17 protein-coding genes are annotated in these 16,497 nt (G+C 45.9%); 10 read left to right on the top strand and 7 right to left on the bottom strand.

Going from position 1 to position 16,497, the window contains the following annotated elements; all coding sequences use genetic code 11:
* The first annotated feature begins 22 nt into the window (after positions 1 to 22).
* Positions 23 to 763 (top strand): LPS export ABC transporter ATP-binding protein, encoded by a 741-nt coding sequence (gene lptB, locus DB398_RS05980; protein WP_108423487.1) that lies wholly within the window; start codon positions 23 to 25, stop codon positions 761 to 763.
* A 7-nt stretch (positions 764 to 770) separates the two neighbouring features.
* Here the strand turns inward: lptB and DB398_RS05975 are convergent, their stop codons facing one another.
* Positions 771 to 1,202, bottom strand: a complete 432-nt coding sequence (locus DB398_RS05975; RefSeq protein ID WP_108423486.1) for a PH domain-containing protein — start codon at positions 1,200 to 1,202, stop codon at positions 771 to 773.
* The gene (locus DB398_RS05970; RefSeq protein WP_108423485.1) at positions 1,192 to 1,923 is read right to left on the bottom strand and encodes a CDP-alcohol phosphatidyltransferase family protein; all 732 of its coding nucleotides are present in this window, start codon (positions 1,921 to 1,923) and stop codon (positions 1,192 to 1,194) included. The genes DB398_RS05975 and DB398_RS05970 overlap by 11 nt, the downstream gene beginning before the upstream one ends.
* 226 nt (positions 1,924 to 2,149) lie before the next feature.
* Here DB398_RS05970 and DB398_RS05965 point away from each other — a divergent pair, with 226 nt between their 5' ends.
* The 8 genes from DB398_RS05965 to DB398_RS05935 all read left to right on the top strand — a co-directional run bounded on the left by DB398_RS05965 (position 2,150) and on the right by DB398_RS05935 (position 11,812).
* Positions 2,150 to 3,319, top strand: a complete 1,170-nt coding sequence (locus DB398_RS05965) for a lipoprotein N-acyltransferase Lnb domain-containing protein (RefSeq protein ID WP_234416088.1) — start codon at positions 2,150 to 2,152, stop codon at positions 3,317 to 3,319.
* 22 nt (positions 3,320 to 3,341) lie between these two features.
* Positions 3,342 to 5,216: an ABC-F family ATP-binding cassette domain-containing protein gene (locus DB398_RS05960; RefSeq protein WP_108423484.1), complete on the top strand. Its 1,875-nt coding sequence runs from the start codon at positions 3,342 to 3,344 to the stop codon at positions 5,214 to 5,216.
* A 33-nt stretch (positions 5,217 to 5,249) separates the two neighbouring features.
* The gene (locus tag DB398_RS05955; protein ID WP_108423483.1) at positions 5,250 to 5,750 is read left to right on the top strand and encodes a hypothetical protein; all 501 of its coding nucleotides are present in this window, start codon (positions 5,250 to 5,252) and stop codon (positions 5,748 to 5,750) included.
* A gap of 17 nt (positions 5,751 to 5,767) precedes the next feature.
* On the top strand, positions 5,768 to 5,929 hold the full coding sequence (locus DB398_RS18415; RefSeq protein WP_199913354.1) for a hypothetical protein: 162 nt from the start codon (positions 5,768 to 5,770) through the stop codon (positions 5,927 to 5,929).
* A gap of 100 nt (positions 5,930 to 6,029) precedes the next feature.
* Positions 6,030 to 6,590, top strand: coding sequence for a cob(I)yrinic acid a,c-diamide adenosyltransferase (locus DB398_RS05950; RefSeq protein WP_108423482.1), 561 nt, complete (start codon positions 6,030 to 6,032; stop codon positions 6,588 to 6,590).
* Between the two features lie 122 nt (positions 6,591 to 6,712).
* Entirely contained in the window at positions 6,713 to 6,937 is a 225-nt protein-coding gene (locus DB398_RS05945) for a DUF2795 domain-containing protein (protein WP_013551418.1), read from the top strand.
* Positions 6,938 to 7,070: 133 nt separating this feature from the next.
* A complete protein-coding gene (gene secA, locus DB398_RS05940) occupies positions 7,071 to 10,433 on the top strand; it encodes a preprotein translocase subunit SecA (protein WP_108423481.1) in 3,363 nt (1,120 codons plus the stop codon).
* Positions 10,434 to 10,642: 209 nt separating this feature from the next.
* On the top strand, positions 10,643 to 11,812 hold the full coding sequence (locus DB398_RS05935; RefSeq protein WP_234416087.1) for a sensor histidine kinase: 1,170 nt from the start codon (positions 10,643 to 10,645) through the stop codon (positions 11,810 to 11,812).
* 118 nt (positions 11,813 to 11,930) lie between these two features.
* On the opposite strand, the gene DB398_RS05930 is transcribed toward DB398_RS05935, so the two are convergent.
* Positions 11,931 to 12,167 (bottom strand): hypothetical protein, encoded by a 237-nt coding sequence (locus tag DB398_RS05930; RefSeq protein WP_108423479.1) that lies wholly within the window; start codon positions 12,165 to 12,167, stop codon positions 11,931 to 11,933.
* A 377-nt stretch (positions 12,168 to 12,544) separates the two neighbouring features.
* Between DB398_RS05930 and msrA the strand changes: the two genes are divergently transcribed.
* Entirely contained in the window at positions 12,545 to 13,237 is a 693-nt protein-coding gene (gene msrA / locus DB398_RS05925) for a peptide-methionine (S)-S-oxide reductase MsrA (protein WP_108423478.1), read from the top strand.
* A 120-nt stretch (positions 13,238 to 13,357) separates the two neighbouring features.
* Here the strand turns inward: msrA and DB398_RS05920 are convergent, their stop codons facing one another.
* From DB398_RS05920 to DB398_RS05905, 4 genes are all read right to left on the bottom strand, one after another.
* On the bottom strand, positions 13,358 to 14,797 hold the full coding sequence (locus DB398_RS05920) for a hypothetical protein (RefSeq protein WP_159076330.1): 1,440 nt from the start codon (positions 14,795 to 14,797) through the stop codon (positions 13,358 to 13,360).
* Positions 14,769 to 15,371, bottom strand: coding sequence for a hypothetical protein (locus DB398_RS05915; protein WP_108423476.1), 603 nt, complete (start codon positions 15,369 to 15,371; stop codon positions 14,769 to 14,771). Before DB398_RS05915 ends, DB398_RS05920 begins: the two co-directional genes overlap by 29 nt.
* On the bottom strand, positions 15,361 to 15,897 hold the full coding sequence (locus DB398_RS05910) for an RNA polymerase sigma factor (protein ID WP_108423475.1): 537 nt from the start codon (positions 15,895 to 15,897) through the stop codon (positions 15,361 to 15,363). The genes DB398_RS05915 and DB398_RS05910 overlap by 11 nt, the downstream gene beginning before the upstream one ends.
* A gap of 153 nt (positions 15,898 to 16,050) precedes the next feature.
* Positions 16,051 to 16,476 carry an organic hydroperoxide resistance protein gene (locus DB398_RS05905; RefSeq protein ID WP_072877880.1) on the bottom strand — a complete coding sequence of 142 codons (426 nt, stop codon included), beginning with the start codon at positions 16,474 to 16,476 and terminating at the stop codon, positions 16,051 to 16,053.
* Positions 16,477 to 16,497 lie beyond the last annotated feature (21 nt).

Below are 16,497 nucleotides of genomic sequence, written 5' to 3'. Positions count from 1 at the left end.
TGTTTAGTTTTGGCCCATTCCTATGAAGCTACGTGCAGAAAATATCATGAAAGCCTATCGGGGCCGAAAGGTCGTACGAGGCATTTCGCTGGAAGTGAACCAAGGTGAGATCGTAGGTCTATTGGGACCCAACGGAGCCGGAAAGACCACCTCTTTCTACATGATCGTGGGACTGATCAAACCCAACGGTGGCAATATCTTCCTTGAAGACATGAACATCACCAGCTTCCCCATGTACAAAAGGGCCCAGAACGGTATAGGCTACTTGGCACAGGAGGCCTCAGTGTTCCGGAAACTCAGTATCGAAAAGAATATCCTCAGCGTGTTGCAGCTCACCAAATTGAGCAAAAAGGAGCAACACATGAAAATGGAATCCTTGATCGATGAATTCGGCCTTGGACACATTCGGAAAAACAGGGGCGACCTTCTCTCCGGAGGTGAACGCCGACGTACGGAAATAGCCCGCGCACTGGCCACCGACCCCAAGTTCATTTTGCTGGACGAACCTTTTGCGGGGGTGGACCCCGTAGCTGTGGAGGACATTCAGCGCATCGTGGCCCAATTGAAGAACAAGAACATCGGGATCCTGATCACCGACCACAACGTACAGGAAACCCTGGCCATCACCGAGCGCTCCTACCTCATGTTCGAAGGGGGAATCCTAAAAGCAGGTGTCCCGGAAGAACTGGCCATGGACGAAATGGTACGAAAAGTATATCTGGGGCAGAACTTTGAGCTCCGCAAGAAGAAACTGGACTTCTAAGATTCTTTTATTTTTTCTTCTCCCGCATTTTTACCATTATCTGGGGAGAAATGGATTTTAAATGTTCAATGAACCCCATCTTATCTTTTGGGGAGATGATGACACTATTGTTCCTCCCATACAATATTTCCAAGCGATCTAATGATGCTGCCGGGGATGATATAGGATTATAGGTTTCCTGTACTCCGGTAATTGAAGTGATCGGAATTTTTTTCTTGATCCAAAAAAAGGACTTTATCCACAATGTTTCTCCACTGATCTCATAGGAAATAGAGAGGAATACAAGGACCACGAGAATTAAAATTGCACCATTGACCATGACACCGATCCATGACCCCGCTTTCACCAATTGATATATCACCACCCCAAAAACCAAAAACACGAAAGCCAGCAGCTCCAGTCCTACTTTTGAAGGGTAAACCTTAGCTCTATTTTCCATTTTTTTCAGGAATCAACAAGGATGCGAGTATATAAAAAACAATGATCAACGGTATGGCCAAAAACTTCAAGGTCAGCAACATGATCAAACTACCGATCAAAAACAGGTAACGGACGCCATTGTCCTTAAAACTCCAATTTTTGAACTTCAGTGCAAAAAGTGCAATGGGTGAGTTCAACAAATAGGCACTTAAAATCGTCAACCCTACCAAAAACCATGGATTCAGGATAACGCCATTCAACAATTCGTTGTTATGGTACAAAAGGATCAAGGGCAACGAAAGGATCAGCAGTGCATTCGCAGGTGTGGGCAGCCCCACAAAGGACGAAACTTGGTTTTCATCCACATTGAACTTCGCCAACCGATAGGCAGATGCCAACGTGATCACAAATCCAAAAAAAGGCAGCACGGTCATTTCGGTACCGTGTCCAAAAATTCCCAAGTTCCAACCTCCCCTTTCCGCCATGTTCAACAATTGGAACATGACCACCCCAGGGACCAGACCACTGGTGATCACATCCGCCAAGGAATCCAACTGCACGCCAACTTCGCTCTGCACCTTCAGAACGCGGGCAGCCAAGCCATCAAAAAAGTCGAAGAATATCCCAATAAAAACAAAAAGGGCCGCCCATTCCAGTTGGTTCAGCACCGCAAAAACCGTGGCAATACAACCACTCAACACATTCAACAAGGTCAAAAAATTGGGGATATACGACTTCATACTGGGTCAGATTTTCGTAAAAATAAGGCAAAGAAGTCGTTTTTCGATGATTGAATTATTTGATTTGAAGTTTCAGGTTTCAAGTTTTTTGGACTTCCGACTTCTGACCACGGACTTGGTTATTCGGTGGATGACTCGAACTTATTTCAATAGTACCTGCCTTCATTGTGTTCCTCTGTCCAGTCATATCGTATTTATTCTGATATTTGCCGTGATGAATTTCAGGATGAGACCAAAGTACCTTTTTTCATTTCTTTTGCTGTTGATCGGAAATGTGCTGTTTTCGCAAACGCCGCAACTCACCGATCGATCACAGGTAAGCCTACTCACCTGTGCAGCGGGCCATGAGCTCTACTATGCCTTTGGCCACAGCGCCTTCCGGGTGCAGGACCCTGTTTTGGGCATCGATGTGGTGTACAACTATGGTACATTCGATTTCAATCAGCCCAATTTCTATCTGAATTTTGCAAAGGGAAGAATGATCTATTCCCTTTCCCGCCGAAGCTTTGATGCTTTTTTATATGAATATGAACTGGAGAAAAGGTGGGTAAAGGAGCAGATTTTTGACCTCACCTTGGAGGAACGGAACCAGTTGCTCGTCTTTTTTGAGGACAACTATCTGCCCCAGAACAGGGATTACCTCTATGACCCCTTACTGAACAATTGTTCCAGCATCACAGGGGATATTTTAAGAAAGCAATTTGGCGATGCCATTGCATTTGATGGTTCCTACTTGGACAAACAGTATACTTTCCGCCAATTGGTTAGACAGTTCTTGGACACCAACTCCTGGTCCATGTTCGGTATTGACCTTGCCTTTGGAGCCGTGGTGGACCGAAAGGCCACGGTGCAGGAACATATGTTCCTCCCCTACTACGCCATGGAACAGATACGCAATACAAGTCTCAACGGCAGGCCCCTCTTGAAAAGGGAACGCACCATTTTGGACTACAACGAACATACCCAACAGCATTTTTTCCCATTGTCCCCGCTGTTTTGGTTCGTCCTATTGCTGGCCTTTACCTGCGCCATCACGTATTTTGACTATACCCATAAGACCCGTAGCCGCTGGTTGGATTTTTCGCTCATGTTCCTGACAGGTTTGGTGGGCATCTTCCTTTTGCTCCTTTGGTTTGCAACGGACCACACCTCCACACCAAAAAACTTCAATATCCTTTGGGCATTTCCGCTAAATGTGATCGTGGCCTTTATTTTTGCCTTTCAGGACAAACTGCCCGAATGGTCATCGAAATACCTCTGGTCCACTTTGGGGCTTATCGGAATTGTACTGTTGCTTTGGATAATGCGGGTACAGTCTTTTTCACCTGTGTTGATTCCCTTATTTTTGACCTTGGCCATTCGGTATGTGTACCTGATCCGGTATTCCAAGCTTTAAACCTGGCCCGTAAACAGCATCCATGAATTTATTGACCGTAGAAAACATATCAAAATCGTATGGGGAACTGGTACTCTTCTCCGACATCTCCTTTGGTATCAACAAAGACCAGAAAATTGCACTGATCGCCAAGAACGGGAGCGGGAAAACCTCCATTCTCAACATCATGTCGGGCAAGGACACTTCCGAAACGGGACAGGTCACCATCCGCAAGGACATCAAGATCTCCTTTTTGGAACAAGAGCCCCGTTTGGATCCCAACCTGACCGTGGAGGAGACCATTTTTGCGACGGACAATGAAATCCTCAAGATCATTGCCGCCTACGAAAAGGCCGTGGAGAATCCCGAGGACAGCACACGCTACCAAAAGGCATTCGAAGCCATGGAACGGCACAATGCATGGGATTTTGAAACGCAGTACAAACAGATCCTCTTCAAACTACAGCTTACCCAACTCGATGCCAAGGTGGCCACCTTGTCGGGCGGGCAGCGAAAACGTCTGGCCTTGGCCAATGCCCTGCTGAACAAGCCCGAACTGCTCATTATGGATGAGCCGACCAACCACTTGGACCTGGAGATGATCGAATGGCTCGAGGCCTATTTTTCCAAAGAGAACATGACCCTGTTCATGGTCACCCACGACCGGTATTTCTTGGACCGCGTCTGCAATGAGATCATAGAACTGGACAACAATCAGTTATATACCTACAAAGGCAACTACTCCTATTACCTGAGCGAAAAGGAGGGCCGGATGGAACGCGAGGCCGTGGAACAGCACAAATCCAAGTTGCTCTATAAAAAGGAACTGGAATGGATGCGCCGGCAGCCCAAGGCCCGTACCACCAAATCCAAATCACGGATAGACGATTTCAATGAGATCAAACAACGGGCAAACCAACGGAGAAAGGACCATGAAGTGGAGCTGGAACTCAATATGGAGCGCTTGGGCAGCAAGATCTTGGAACTCCACAACATCTCCAAATCCTATGGGAACAAGACCATTCTGAACAAGTTCGATTACAACTTCACCAAAGGTGAACGCATCGGGATCATCGGAAAGAACGGAACCGGAAAGTCCACTTTTTTGAATATCATCACCCAAAAAGAAGATGTGGATGGTGGAAAGGTGGTTGTTGGGGACACTATCAAGTTTGGTTACTACACCCAAAAGGGCATTCCAGATAAGGAGGGGCAAAAGGTCATCGATGTCATCCGCGAGTTTGGGGACTATATCCCGCTGAAAAAGGGAAAACAGATTTCCGCACAGCAGTTGTTGGAGCGTTTTCTCTTTGACCGAAAAAAGCAGTATGATTTTGTGGACAAACTCAGCGGCGGCGAACGCAAACGGCTGTATTTGTGCACCGTACTCATCCAAAACCCAAATTTCTTGATCCTGGATGAGCCCACGAACGACCTTGACATTGTGACCCTCAATGTTCTGGAAAGTTTCTTGTTGGATTTCCCGGGATGCTTGATCGTGGTGTCACACGACCGTTACTTTATGGACAAGATCGTGGACCATTTGTTCGTGTTCAGGGGTGAGGGTGAAATCGAGGATTTCCCCGGCAATTATACCGATTACAGGGTCTATGAGAGCAGCAAGCTCATCGAGGAACGGGAGAACAAGGAGATTCCTGAAAAAACGGAGAAGACCCACTGGAAGGAAAAGGAAAGCGGCGGCAAACTTTCTTACTTGGAGCAGAAGGAACACAAACAATTGGAAAAGGACATCCAAAAACTGGAAGAACAAAAGGTAGCCCTGCAGAACAAGTTCGCCGACCCAGACCTGAACGGGGACGAGATCAACCAACTTTCCGTGGAACTGAAAAAGGTATCGGATACCATCGAGGAGAAAACAGAACGTTGGTTCGAGCTTTCATCCATTTTAGAGGGATAATGTCCCCTTGAGGGGACCATAGGGGTGTTAACTATGTTTTTCGAATTGCTTTCTTACTTAAAATTCATTTTCAAATCCACCAATGCGCATGGAGTACACTCCCCCTTTGTTTTCCAGTATGTGACCCAGTGCCTGTATGCCAGTAAAAAGTTCCACAAGGAGACGTCCATCAATGTGCTACTGAAAAGTATCGCCTATTTCAAGGCAAACCGTATCTATTTGGACCCCAATCCTTCTCTTGAAAAAACCGTCAATGAAATATTTCCCAACATTGATTTTGACACCAAACCTGTGGACATTATCTATACCGACCGATTGGCCACTACGCGCTTTGAAGGATTTCTTTCCAAAGGAAAATTACACAATGACAGCATGATCTTGGTGGATGGCATCCATCAGAATGAAGAAAAAGCAGAAGATTGGAAGATGCTGATCGCTTCGCCCAAAATCACGGTGAGCATCGATATGTTCCATTGTGGCGCCATCTTCATCCGAAAAGAACAAGTGAAGGAGCATTTTACGATTCGGATTTAAAGCGGTAATTTTAGGTTATGGAAAATGCAGCAACAGATAACACCGTTTGGTATGTTCTCGCCGTATTGGGGCTCATCTATCTGATCATTCTGTTCAGGAACAAAAAATCGACCCGACAACGAAAATCGAGAAGGTTCATGGATGGCAAGCGCAGACATGATAGGGACAATGAACAATGAGCAATTGCCAATGTTCAATAAACAATGCTCAAATCCCTCTAAAATGCCCTATTCACCTCAACCAATTTGTACTGATAGTTGATTATTGATAACCGATAACATGAAGATATACACCAAAACAGGTGACAAGGGCACCACGGCACTGTTCACGGGAACTCGGGTGCCCAAACACCATATCCGCATCGAAAGTTATGGCACCATTGACGAGCTCAATTCCTTTTTGGGGCTTTTGCGCGACCAAGAAATGGACGCCCATTCCAAAGAACTGTTGGCCCTCATCCAAGAAAAGCTCTTCACGGTAGGCTCTATCCTTGCCACGGAACCCAAAAAGGACAAACGTCTGAAAATACCCCGCATCAGTGATGCCGACATTGAACTTTTGGAGAAGGAAATGGACCAAATGAACGAGGAGTTGCCCGAAATGACACATTTTATACTTCCGGGTGGGCACACCACCGTGTCATACTGTCATATTGCCAGAACCGTTTGCCGAAGGGCGGAACGGATGATTTCCTATCTGCACGAAAATGAACCCGTTCCCGACACCCTGCTTTCCTATATCAATCGCCTTTCCGATTATCTTTTTGTATTGGCACGGAAGTTGTCGCAAGACCTAAAGGCCCAAGAAGTCAAGTGGATCCCGGAGAAGTTGGACCAATAAAATCGTTTTTTTGACGCAATAGTTTTGTCAACATCAAAATAATTTTTAAATAATACTGTTTTTACTTGGCGAATTGGGTTTAAAAATTATTTTTGCAAAAAATTTAAAATCAAACCGTTACTATGTACTGGACGTTAGAACTAGCCTCATATTTGAGTGATGCGCCTTGGCCAGCCACCAAAGACGAACTGATAGATTATGCTATCCGTACCGGAGCACCATTGGAAGTTGTAGAAAATTTACAGTCCATGGAAGAAGAGGGCGGCGAAATATATGAGTCCATCGAAGAGATATGGCCTGATTATCCCACCGAAGAGGATTACCTCTGGAACGAGGATGAATATTGATATCAGTAAAACAAGCACAATAAAAAGTCTCATCTGAGGCTTTTTTTTATGTAATTTTGACAGCCTAGCAAAAGAATTTCCCGACATTCCCGTCAATGGAACAGCTTTTGCCATTCTAACGAAAATACAATTCATGAGTTTTATCAATTCCGTACTAAAGGTTTTTGTGGGAGACAAATCGGAGAAAGATGTAAAGTCCCTCCAACCCTTGGTAAAAGAGATAAAGTCCTTTGAGCAGCAGCTGGAAGGATTGACCCACGACGAACTGAGACAAAAGACCGTCGCCTTCAAGGCACAGATCGCGGAAGACTGCAAAACCGTCAATGACAAGATTGCCGCCCTTCAAAAAGAGGTGGAAAGCTCCAATGACATCGACCGCAACGAGGAAATCTACGCCGAGATAGACAAACTGAACGAAGAGGCCTATAAAATTTCCGAAAAGACACTCAACGATATTCTTCCCGAAGCCTTTGCCGTTGTAAAGGAGACCGCCAAACGGTTTGCCGCCAACGAGACACTGACCGTACTGGCTACCGAATTTGACAGAAAACTGTCGGGCGACAAGGATTATGTGACGCTCGAGGGCGACAAGGCCATTTGGAGCAACTCCTGGGACGCCGCCGGAAAAGAGGTCACTTGGGACATGGTGCACTACGACGTACAGTTGATAGGTGGTATTGCGCTACATCAAGGCAAAATTGCGGAAATGCAGACCGGAGAAGGTAAGACCTTGGTGGCCACGCTCCCACTCTACCTGAACGCCCTAGCTGGTAAAGGGGCCCACTTGGTGACCGTGAACGACTATCTTGCCAAAAGGGACAGTGCCTGGATGGCCCCCATTTTTGAGTTCCATGAGCTTTCTGTGGACTGCATCGACAAGCACAGGCCCAATTCCGATGGAAGAAGGGCCGCCTACAATGCCGACATCACCTATGGGACCAACAACGAATTTGGTTTTGACTATCTACGTGACAATATGGCGCATACCCCGGACGATTTGGTACAGCGTCCCCATCACTACGCCATTGTGGATGAGGTGGATTCCGTTCTCATCGACGATGCCCGTACCCCATTGATCATTTCTGGTCCCGTGCCGGAAGGTGATCGCCACGAGTTCAACGAGCTACGGCCCAAAGTGGCCGACATTGTCCAGCAGCAACGCCAACACTTGACAGGCGTGCTTGCCGAGGCCAAAAAACTCATTGCGACCGGAGACACCAAAGAAGGTGGGTTCCTACTGCTCCGTGTGCACCGAGGACTTCCCAAGAACAAAGCACTCATCAAGTTTTTGAGTGAAGAAGGCGTGAAACAACTCCTCCAGAAAACGGAGAACTTCTACATGCAGGACAATAACAGGGAAATGCCCAAAGTGGATGCCGACCTGTTGTTCGTGATCGATGAGAAAAACAACCAGATAGAATTGACCGATAAAGGGGTAGATTACATTTCTGGGGACAAGGACAAGGATTTCTTCGTGATGCCTGACATTGGCAGTGAGATTGCCAAGATCGAACGTCAGGATCTGGAGATTGAAAAAGAAGCTGAGCTGAAGGAAGATCTTTTCAAGGATTTTGCCATCAAGAGCGAGCGGATCCACACCATGACCCAATTGTTGAAGGCCTATACCCTATTTGAAAAAGATGTGGAGTATGTGGTGATCGACAACAAGGTGATGATCGTGGATGAGCAGACCGGACGTATCATGGACGGTAGGCGATATTCCGATGGACTCCACCAGGCCATCGAGGCCAAGGAGAACGTGAAGATCGAGGCGATGACCCAGACCTTTGCCACCATCACCCTTCAAAATTACTTTAGGATGTACAATAAGCTGGCTGGTATGACCGGTACGGCTGTTACCGAAGCAGGCGAGTTTTGGGAGATCTACAAGTTGGATGTCATGGAAATACCTACCAATAGGCCCATTGCCAGACATGACCGCCATGATCTTATCTACAAGACCAAACGCGAAAAATACAACGCTATCATAGAGGAAGTGACCAACCTTTCCAATGCGGGCAGACCCGTTTTGATCGGTACCACTTCGGTTGAAATTTCGGAACTGCTCTCCAAACTCTTGAGTGTCCGTAAAATTTCCCACAATGTACTGAACGCCAAATTGCACAAAAAGGAGGCGGATATCGTCGCCGAAGCAGGAAAATCAGGGGTGGTCACCATTGCCACCAACATGGCCGGCAGGGGTACGGACATTAAGCTCACCACGGATGTAAAGGGAGCGGGAGGACTGGCCATCATTGGTACGGAGCGCCACGATTCCAGACGGGTGGACCGGCAGTTGAGAGGCCGTTCCGGGCGTCAAGGAGATCCTGGAAGCTCCCAGTTCTATGTTTCCTTGGAAGACAACCTGATGCGTTTGTTCGGATCGGACCGTGTGGCCAAGATGATGGACCGTATGGGTCTGGAAGAAGGAGAAGTGATCCAACACTCCATGATGACCCGATCCATAGAACGGGCCCAGAAAAAAGTGGAGGAAAACAACTTTGGCATCCGTAAACGTCTGTTGGAATATGATGATGTGATGAACGCCCAGCGTGAGGTGGTCTACAAGAGAAGAAAACACGCCCTTCAAGGCGAACGCCTCAAAGTGGACATCGCCAACATGATCTATGACACCTGTGAACTGATCGCAGAGACCAACAAAATGGCCGATGACTTCAAAAACTTCGAGTTTGAGCTCATCAAATATTTCTCCATCACTTCGCCCATCAGCGAAGAAGAGTTCAAAAAGATGAACTTCCAGGAAATAGCCAATACCATTTATAAGGCATCCTACGATTTCTATAAGAACAAAATGGAGCGTAGTGCCACTGTGGCCTTCCAAGTCATCAAAAAGGTTTATGAAGACCAGGCCAACAAGTTTGAGCGTATTGTGGTCCCTTTCACGGACGGTATCAAGACCTTGAACGTGGTCACCAATCTGGAAAAGGCCTATAATACGGATGGAAAGCAATTGATTACGGATTTTGAGAAGAACATCACCTTGGCCATCATTGATGATGCCTGGAAAACCCATTTGCGCAAGATGGACGAGTTGAAACAATCCGTCCAATTGGCCGTCCACGAACAAAAAGATCCTTTGCTGATCTACAAATTCGAGGCATTCGAACTTTTCAAGGAAATGATAGACAAGGTGAACAAAGAGGTGATTTCCTTCCTTTTCAAAGGGGAACTGCCCTCAGAGAACACCAATCAGATCCAAGAAGCCCGAAACGTACAAAGGCCCAAGGAAAACCTTCAGACCTCAAAAGAAGAAATTCCCAACAGCGATGAGCTTGCCGCCCAGCATAGGGCAGCTGGCCAAACCCAGGGACAACGTCAGCAAGTGACCGAAACCATTACCCGGGAAAAGCCAAAGATTGGCCGTAATGACAAGGTTACCATAAAGAATGTAATGTCCGGCGAGAGCAAGAGCATGAAATACAAGCAGGCGGAATCCCTTCTCGAAAAGGGGGAATGGGTCTTGATCGAAGATTAAATTAGCCTAAAAGCAATTCTACAAGTGACAGTTATTTTATAGCTGTCACTTTTTTTATATCAAAAACATATTTAGATTTACACCATAATTACACCCCATTAAGCTACTTTTACTACCCTTTTATCAACCTTGGTAGTGGAGGATACAATCACGTGCAGCATATGAAAGTCCCTGGTAAGGATAAATATCGGTTACAAGACAAGATTGATTTGATACTCAAGGTTAATTACAGTTCCTCACTCTTTGCTGCCATTTTTGGGTTGATCTGCTTTTTTTTCCTGGACATCAAAGGAATCATTCCCTATACCTTTATTGGCTATGCCTTTGTGAACCTCGTGAACACAGCGCTCTATCGGAAACATGAAAATGTGGTCCTGACATACAACCTGACCTCCATTCTGTCCATGATCGCGGCCATAATCATTACCATATATAGTGGTAGCATACAAAGCCCATTCATCTTTGTGCTGGCCATTATTGTCTTTGCCGGCTATGTCACCACAAAAGTATTTGGGCAATTGTACCTCATTGTCAATTTGGCCGTGCTCACCATACTCTTTCTCTATGACACGGGGGACTTTAGGATTTCCGAGAACACTGTTCCCTTGGAATCCCGCAACTGGTTTGCCTTTTTAAGTGCCGTCTTTGCCGTGTACCTGCTCGGTGGCGTTTTTGGGAAGAACCTTCTTATGGCCCATCACAAATTGTACAAATCCCGGAATGAAATACAGGAACGGATTGAGGAAAAAGAAACTTTGTTGAAAGAGGTCCATCACAGGGTAAAGAACAACCTTCAGACCGTTTCCAGTCTCTTGAGTCTTCAATCCAGGGCCATTGCGGACGAAAAGATCAGCAGTATCATCAAGAGCAGCCAAAACCGTGTGGTCTCCATGGCCATGGTACACGAAATGCTGTACAAAAGGGACGACTATCTTTCCAAAATCGAGCTTAGGCCCTACGTAAAGGAACTCTGTGATTATTTGGTGCGCTCCGTCAAGGGGAACAACAGCAACGTCAAGGTGGACCTGGACATCGACGACCACAAACTCAGTATAGATACCGTGATCCCCATTGGCCTCATCATCAATGAGACCATCACCAACGCCCTTAAATATGGAATAACGGATGCCAATGGCGGTGAAATCCATGTTTCGGTCAAGAAAATAGGGGAAAATCGCTATCAAATGTACTTAGGGGACAATGGAATTGGCTATTCCGAGGACATCAACCCAAGAACGTCCAATTCGTTGGGGCTTAAACTGATCTACAACCTAAGCCGTCAGCTTCGCGGTACCATCAGTAGGGATTATGACAAAAAGGGCACCTACTACTGCATCGAATTTGAAGAAATCATCGAAGAGTTCAATTCGGTGGATTGATAGGGCCCACCCCATTCCGCTTAAGACTTTCTCACCCTGAACGAAAAGGCAATTGTGGCCACCACAAAGGCCAAACTGATAAAAAGGGCAAATGGTACCAGAAGGTTCAAAACCATGATTAGGCCAATATTGATTTGTTTTTCTTTGTAGTAAAGGAAAGGGCCTGTTTTACCCTAGAGTTCTTGAATTTGTACAATCTGGCCGTTTTTCTGTCCTTGCGGATGGCTTGTTGAAAATCCACGTCCAAAACCACATCGGCAGTGATGGTCTCCACCTTTTTCTCTTTGGAAATATCCTGTGCCATAGCCATGGTTCCGATAAAAGTTACTGCGATGATGGTCAAAATTGTTTTCATGATCTGGGTTTGTATTACGAAGTAAAATTACCCTCGTGCCCACCCCGATCCAGATTTCCATCGTCCAATAACACCCTTTATTCGGTATAAAAACTTTTCTTGGGCGAAGTGCATTTTATCGACGACGAACGTATTGGAAGCAAAAAACAGGATGCCGAGCGCATGTGCATTTCATCGATCATTTGAAAAAGGGCCATTTCTAACGCGCTGGTTTTAAGTTTCTTATTTGTAGGAAAAACTTTTCATTTAATAGACGGGCAGGCTACACATACTGCATCTTCCTCAAAAAAGAATAAAGGACGATGGAGAACACCTTAACATTTTTTAACGCTCCTTGGCGTAATACTTAGTACCTTAAGGCAACTAAGTAAAAAAAAATCAACATTGTGAGAACTTCCCTTTTCCTACTCCTTATTCTGGCATCCACCAGTTGCCAGCCCAAAAACAAATCGGACAAACCCGAAACCGCCCAAAAAGTTGAAGAAAACCATTCAGTGGAGGTAAAACTAACGGCAGACCAATTGAAAGGCTATGAGACCGCTTATTTTGCAAGTGGTTGCTTTTGGTGTGTCGAGGCCATTTTTGAAAGTGTCAAGGGTGTGAAAGAGGTCTATTCGGGCTATTCGGGCGGAACAGAGAAAAACCCGACCTACAAAGAGGTTTCCTATGGAAAAACAACCCATGCGGAGGCCGTGGAAGTCTACTATGACCCCAACATCATCTCTTTTACCCAACTGGTACAGGTATTTTTTGGTTCCCACGACCCAACCAGTCTGAATAGACAGGGGCCGGACAGGGGTGCCCAATACCGCTCCATCGCATTTTACAAAGATGAGGCACAAAAGAAGATCATCACGGATTATATTGCCCAATTGGAGGCGGAAAATGTGTATGGTCGACCTATTGTCACCGAAGTGAAAAAGTTTGACAAGTTCTACAGGGCGGAGGAGTACCACCAAGATTACGAAAAAAGAAATCCTGACAATTCGTATATCAGAAACGTTTCCATTCCCAGATTGAATAGGTTCAAGGAAAATTTCAAAGCCTATCTGAAAAAAGGGGCACATTGACCCAAGCGACAGAAAGCATTATTTTTAAGCGGAAAGAAGCTGAAGTTGATGCGGGCGGTAAGATGAAATGGCCCAAAAGTGATTGTAGAGGTATTTGGGGATTCGGAATATGGGAAGATGTTATTCCTTCAGGACCACTTCGCTGTACTTGGAATTGATGTTGATGGTTTTGCCCCCATTCTTGTTCACATGGTAACCACTGAACACATTGGCCCCGGATTTTTTGGAACCTTCCAGTTTCAAGGTTTTGGGATATTGTAGATCGGATGTGACCTCATTCACCGAGATCACAAAGGGAGCTGCAGGCAATTTACAGGCCAGCTCTCCATTTTCCACAGAAACATCAATGGATTGGAACCCATCGGATACCGTATTGATGCTCAGAGTTCCGAACTTGTTGTTCACCAATGCCCTGCTGGCCAGTTTACCGATCACCACATTGGAAGAAACCGAACTAAGGTCCAGTTCCACCACTTCTTTTAAATTGACCTTATCGGAATAGTCCGTCTTTAACTTCCCATAGTTCCATTGCTGTACCACAACAGGGGAATAGGAAGCTCGGATATAGGTCCTGTCCCCATCAATGGTAGGGGCATGCAAGCTTGCGTAGGACAAGCTTGCATTGATGTTCTTGGTATTTGCCGCCAGTTTCACCTCCCCATGCCTCACGTTCATGTTCAGTTTGAGGTATTTTGGCATTTTTATCTTGATGCGTTTTTTCACCTTGTACTCTTTGTTCTCCCCATCAGAAGAAAAATAGAACACATTGGGACCTGAACGCAATGTTCTGGCTTCCTCGGCATACTGTTTTCTCATCTCTTCCCTCTGGCTCCTCAGTTCCTCACGCTGCTGCTTAAGGTCTTCCTGCATTTCCTTGCGTTTCTCTTCACGCTGCTTTTGGAGTTCTTCCCTTTGCTTGGCCATCTCTTCCCTGTGCTTGTCCCTATCCTTGGCCATTTCCTCCATTTCCTTGCCCCATTCCTCAAAGCGTTTTTTGTACTCTTCGTCAAAGGTCTTGTCAAACTTTTTCTTCCATTCCTTCAAGTACTTTTCCTTGTCCTTTTTATAGGCATCGTAATCAAACTCCATAAAAGGGGTCGGGGGCATAGGCGGCATGGCCGGCATGAAGGAAATCTCAGGCAGCACGGCAATCTCTGGCATTTCGGGAATTTCTATGGTGGACATGATATGGTCCACGGATGGAAGTTCCGGAAAATCAAAATTCAATCCTTTAAAATCATAGACATAGGGCCCACCTGCCTTGGTGCTTACCTCTATTTCCTTGCTGTTGCCCATGATCTTGACAAGGTCTTTTTCAAAATACGACTTGGCCTCCTCGTCACCCACTCCTTCGAGTTCCACCACCACAGAGATTTCCACTTGGTCCTTGTCCCAAGTTTCAAACTCAATGTCCGCATGGCTGGTATTGAGGTTCAGTTCGGTGTCCTTGTTGACACTGTAGGTTTCCTTGTAGGTCTTTGATTTTTCCTGTGCACGACAGGCGAAACCTGCGAGCAGCAGGAGCAACCCGTTAAATAATATGAGACGATTCCTGTTCATTTTTTGATGATTTTAATTGATTCAACTTTGTTTTTAATTTTTGCAGCAATTGCAACCTGAGCTGCAGGTTCATGATCAAGGCACTTATGGTCTGATCGTTGGGTCCCAGTTCGTTCAGCTCCTTGTTCAATTGTTGGTATTCGTCGTTGAGTTCCGCCAATCGTTCCAGATAACTGTCCATGAGCTCCTTATTATCTGAGGTCATCTCCAAGTCGGACAATTGCAGGTTGATATTGGTGGTGTAATAGGTCTCTATTTTTTTGAAATCGGGGGAAAGATCACCCAATGAAATGGTCTGTTCCTGTCCTTTTGTGTTTTCTCTGTCCGCAACGATGACATTCTCATCGGGCAGATCCCCTTTGCCTGAACTGCCCATGAAATACAGGGACAATCCCACCGCCACTATCACGGAGGCCGCTATTTGCAACCACAGGGTGTACACTTTCTTTTTCCGTGGGCCTGCTGGCAGCTGTCCATCCAATTTTTCAAGAAAACGGGCCTCATGTCCGTCCTTCATGGAATAGCTTTGCTGCTCCCTTTCCTTTTCGAACATTTTCCGAAGATCATGTGCCATATACCAAATCTTTTAATTTCTCTTTCAATTGTGCTTTTCCGCGTAACAACCGTGTCCTGGAGGCCGTATCCGAGATCCCCAAAACCTGGGAGATCTCACTATGGTCATACCCTTCCACCAAGAACAGTTGCACCACATACCTATATTTCCCCGGCAACTCCTCAATTGCCGCTTTTACCTGTTCCAAGGAAATGCTTTCCTCGACCGACCAATCATCTTCTTCTGCGACATGCATATAGTTTTCATCCAGTTCCTCTGTGCGTTGGTGTTTCGATTTCAGAAAATCGATGCTCCCGTTCACCACTATCCTCTTTAACCATGCCCCGAACGTGACCTCTCCCTTGAACTGATGGATGCGCTGAAAGGCCTTTATGAACGATTCTTGGAGTACATCCTCCGCATCATCCGCATTTTTGAGGAAACGCATGGCCACCCCGAACATACCATCACAGTACTGTCGGTACAGTTTCAATTGTGCCTGACGATCGTTCGCCTTGCACTTTTCCACCAGTTCAATATGAAACAAGCTCGGTTCTATGTTTGGTCTTTTAGCTGTTCAACTTAAGGACGAAGCGAAAAACGCAACGTTGCAAAATAGGTTGTTTTTTGCTGATTTTTAACAAAAAAATCCTGCCGATTTTCACCGACAGGATTCATTTTGAACAGGTTATGATTTTTTTTACTCGTCCAACATCAAGTTCAAATGAACAGTAATATTGTCCCTTGTCGCCTTGCTATATGGACAGATTTCGTGGGCGGCATTGATCAAATCCTCCCCGGTCTCCTGGTCCACCGTTGGCAAATAGGCATCCAAAGTGGCCTCCAAGAAAAATCCTTCTTCCTCTTTGTTGAAGGCTATGGTAGCCGTTACGTTGAAATCCCCTAGGTCATCTATGCCCTGCTCCTTGGCCACGGCCTGCAAGGCACCGGCAAAACAGGTGGAATATGCGGCCGCGAAAAGTTCCTCGGGATTGGTAGACTTTGGATTGGGCTTGCCTTTGGCATTGGGCATGGAAATATCGAAATCCAATACGCCGTCCTCGCTCTCCACATGTCCTGCCCTACCTCCCGTATTGGTGGCCTTACTTTCAAAAATTGTCTTCATCATATCTAGTTTATAGGTTTC

The sequence above is a fragment of the Flagellimonas amoyensis genome (genome assembly GCF_003058265.1).
GTDB classification, from domain to species: Bacteria; Bacteroidota; Bacteroidia; order Flavobacteriales; family Flavobacteriaceae; genus Flagellimonas; species Flagellimonas amoyensis.
The sequence above is the reverse complement of the archived record's forward strand: the minus strand, read 5'-3'. Positions and strand labels throughout refer to the sequence as shown.

Excerpts from the sequence above, each read along its gene's own strand:
- lptB (WP_108423487.1), top strand. The coding sequence starts at position 23 with ATGAAGCTACGTGCAGAAAATATCATGAAAGCCTATCGGGGCCGAAAG.
- DB398_RS05975 (WP_108423486.1), bottom strand. The coding sequence starts at position 1,202 with ATGGAAAATAGAGCTAAGGTTTACCCTTCAAAAGTAGGACTGGAGCTG.
- DB398_RS05970 (WP_108423485.1), bottom strand. The coding sequence starts at position 1,923 with ATGAAGTCGTATATCCCCAATTTTTTGACCTTGTTGAATGTGTTGAGT.
- DB398_RS05965 (WP_234416088.1), top strand. The coding sequence starts at position 2,150 with ATGAGACCAAAGTACCTTTTTTCATTTCTTTTGCTGTTGATCGGAAAT.
- DB398_RS05960 (WP_108423484.1), top strand. The coding sequence starts at position 3,342 with ATGAATTTATTGACCGTAGAAAACATATCAAAATCGTATGGGGAACTG.
- DB398_RS05955 (WP_108423483.1), top strand. The coding sequence starts at position 5,250 with ATGTTTTTCGAATTGCTTTCTTACTTAAAATTCATTTTCAAATCCACC.
- DB398_RS18415 (WP_199913354.1), top strand. The coding sequence starts at position 5,768 with ATGGAAAATGCAGCAACAGATAACACCGTTTGGTATGTTCTCGCCGTA.
- DB398_RS05950 (WP_108423482.1), top strand. The coding sequence starts at position 6,030 with ATGAAGATATACACCAAAACAGGTGACAAGGGCACCACGGCACTGTTC.
- DB398_RS05945 (WP_013551418.1), top strand. The coding sequence starts at position 6,713 with ATGTACTGGACGTTAGAACTAGCCTCATATTTGAGTGATGCGCCTTGG.
- secA (WP_108423481.1), top strand. The coding sequence starts at position 7,071 with ATGAGTTTTATCAATTCCGTACTAAAGGTTTTTGTGGGAGACAAATCG.
- DB398_RS05930 (WP_108423479.1), bottom strand. The coding sequence starts at position 12,167 with ATGAAAACAATTTTGACCATCATCGCAGTAACTTTTATCGGAACCATG.
- DB398_RS05920 (WP_159076330.1), bottom strand. The coding sequence starts at position 14,797 with ATGAACAGGAATCGTCTCATATTATTTAACGGGTTGCTCCTGCTGCTC.
- DB398_RS05915 (WP_108423476.1), bottom strand. The coding sequence starts at position 15,371 with ATGGCACATGATCTTCGGAAAATGTTCGAAAAGGAAAGGGAGCAGCAA.
- DB398_RS05905 (WP_072877880.1), bottom strand. The coding sequence starts at position 16,476 with ATGAAGACAATTTTTGAAAGTAAGGCCACCAATACGGGAGGTAGGGCA.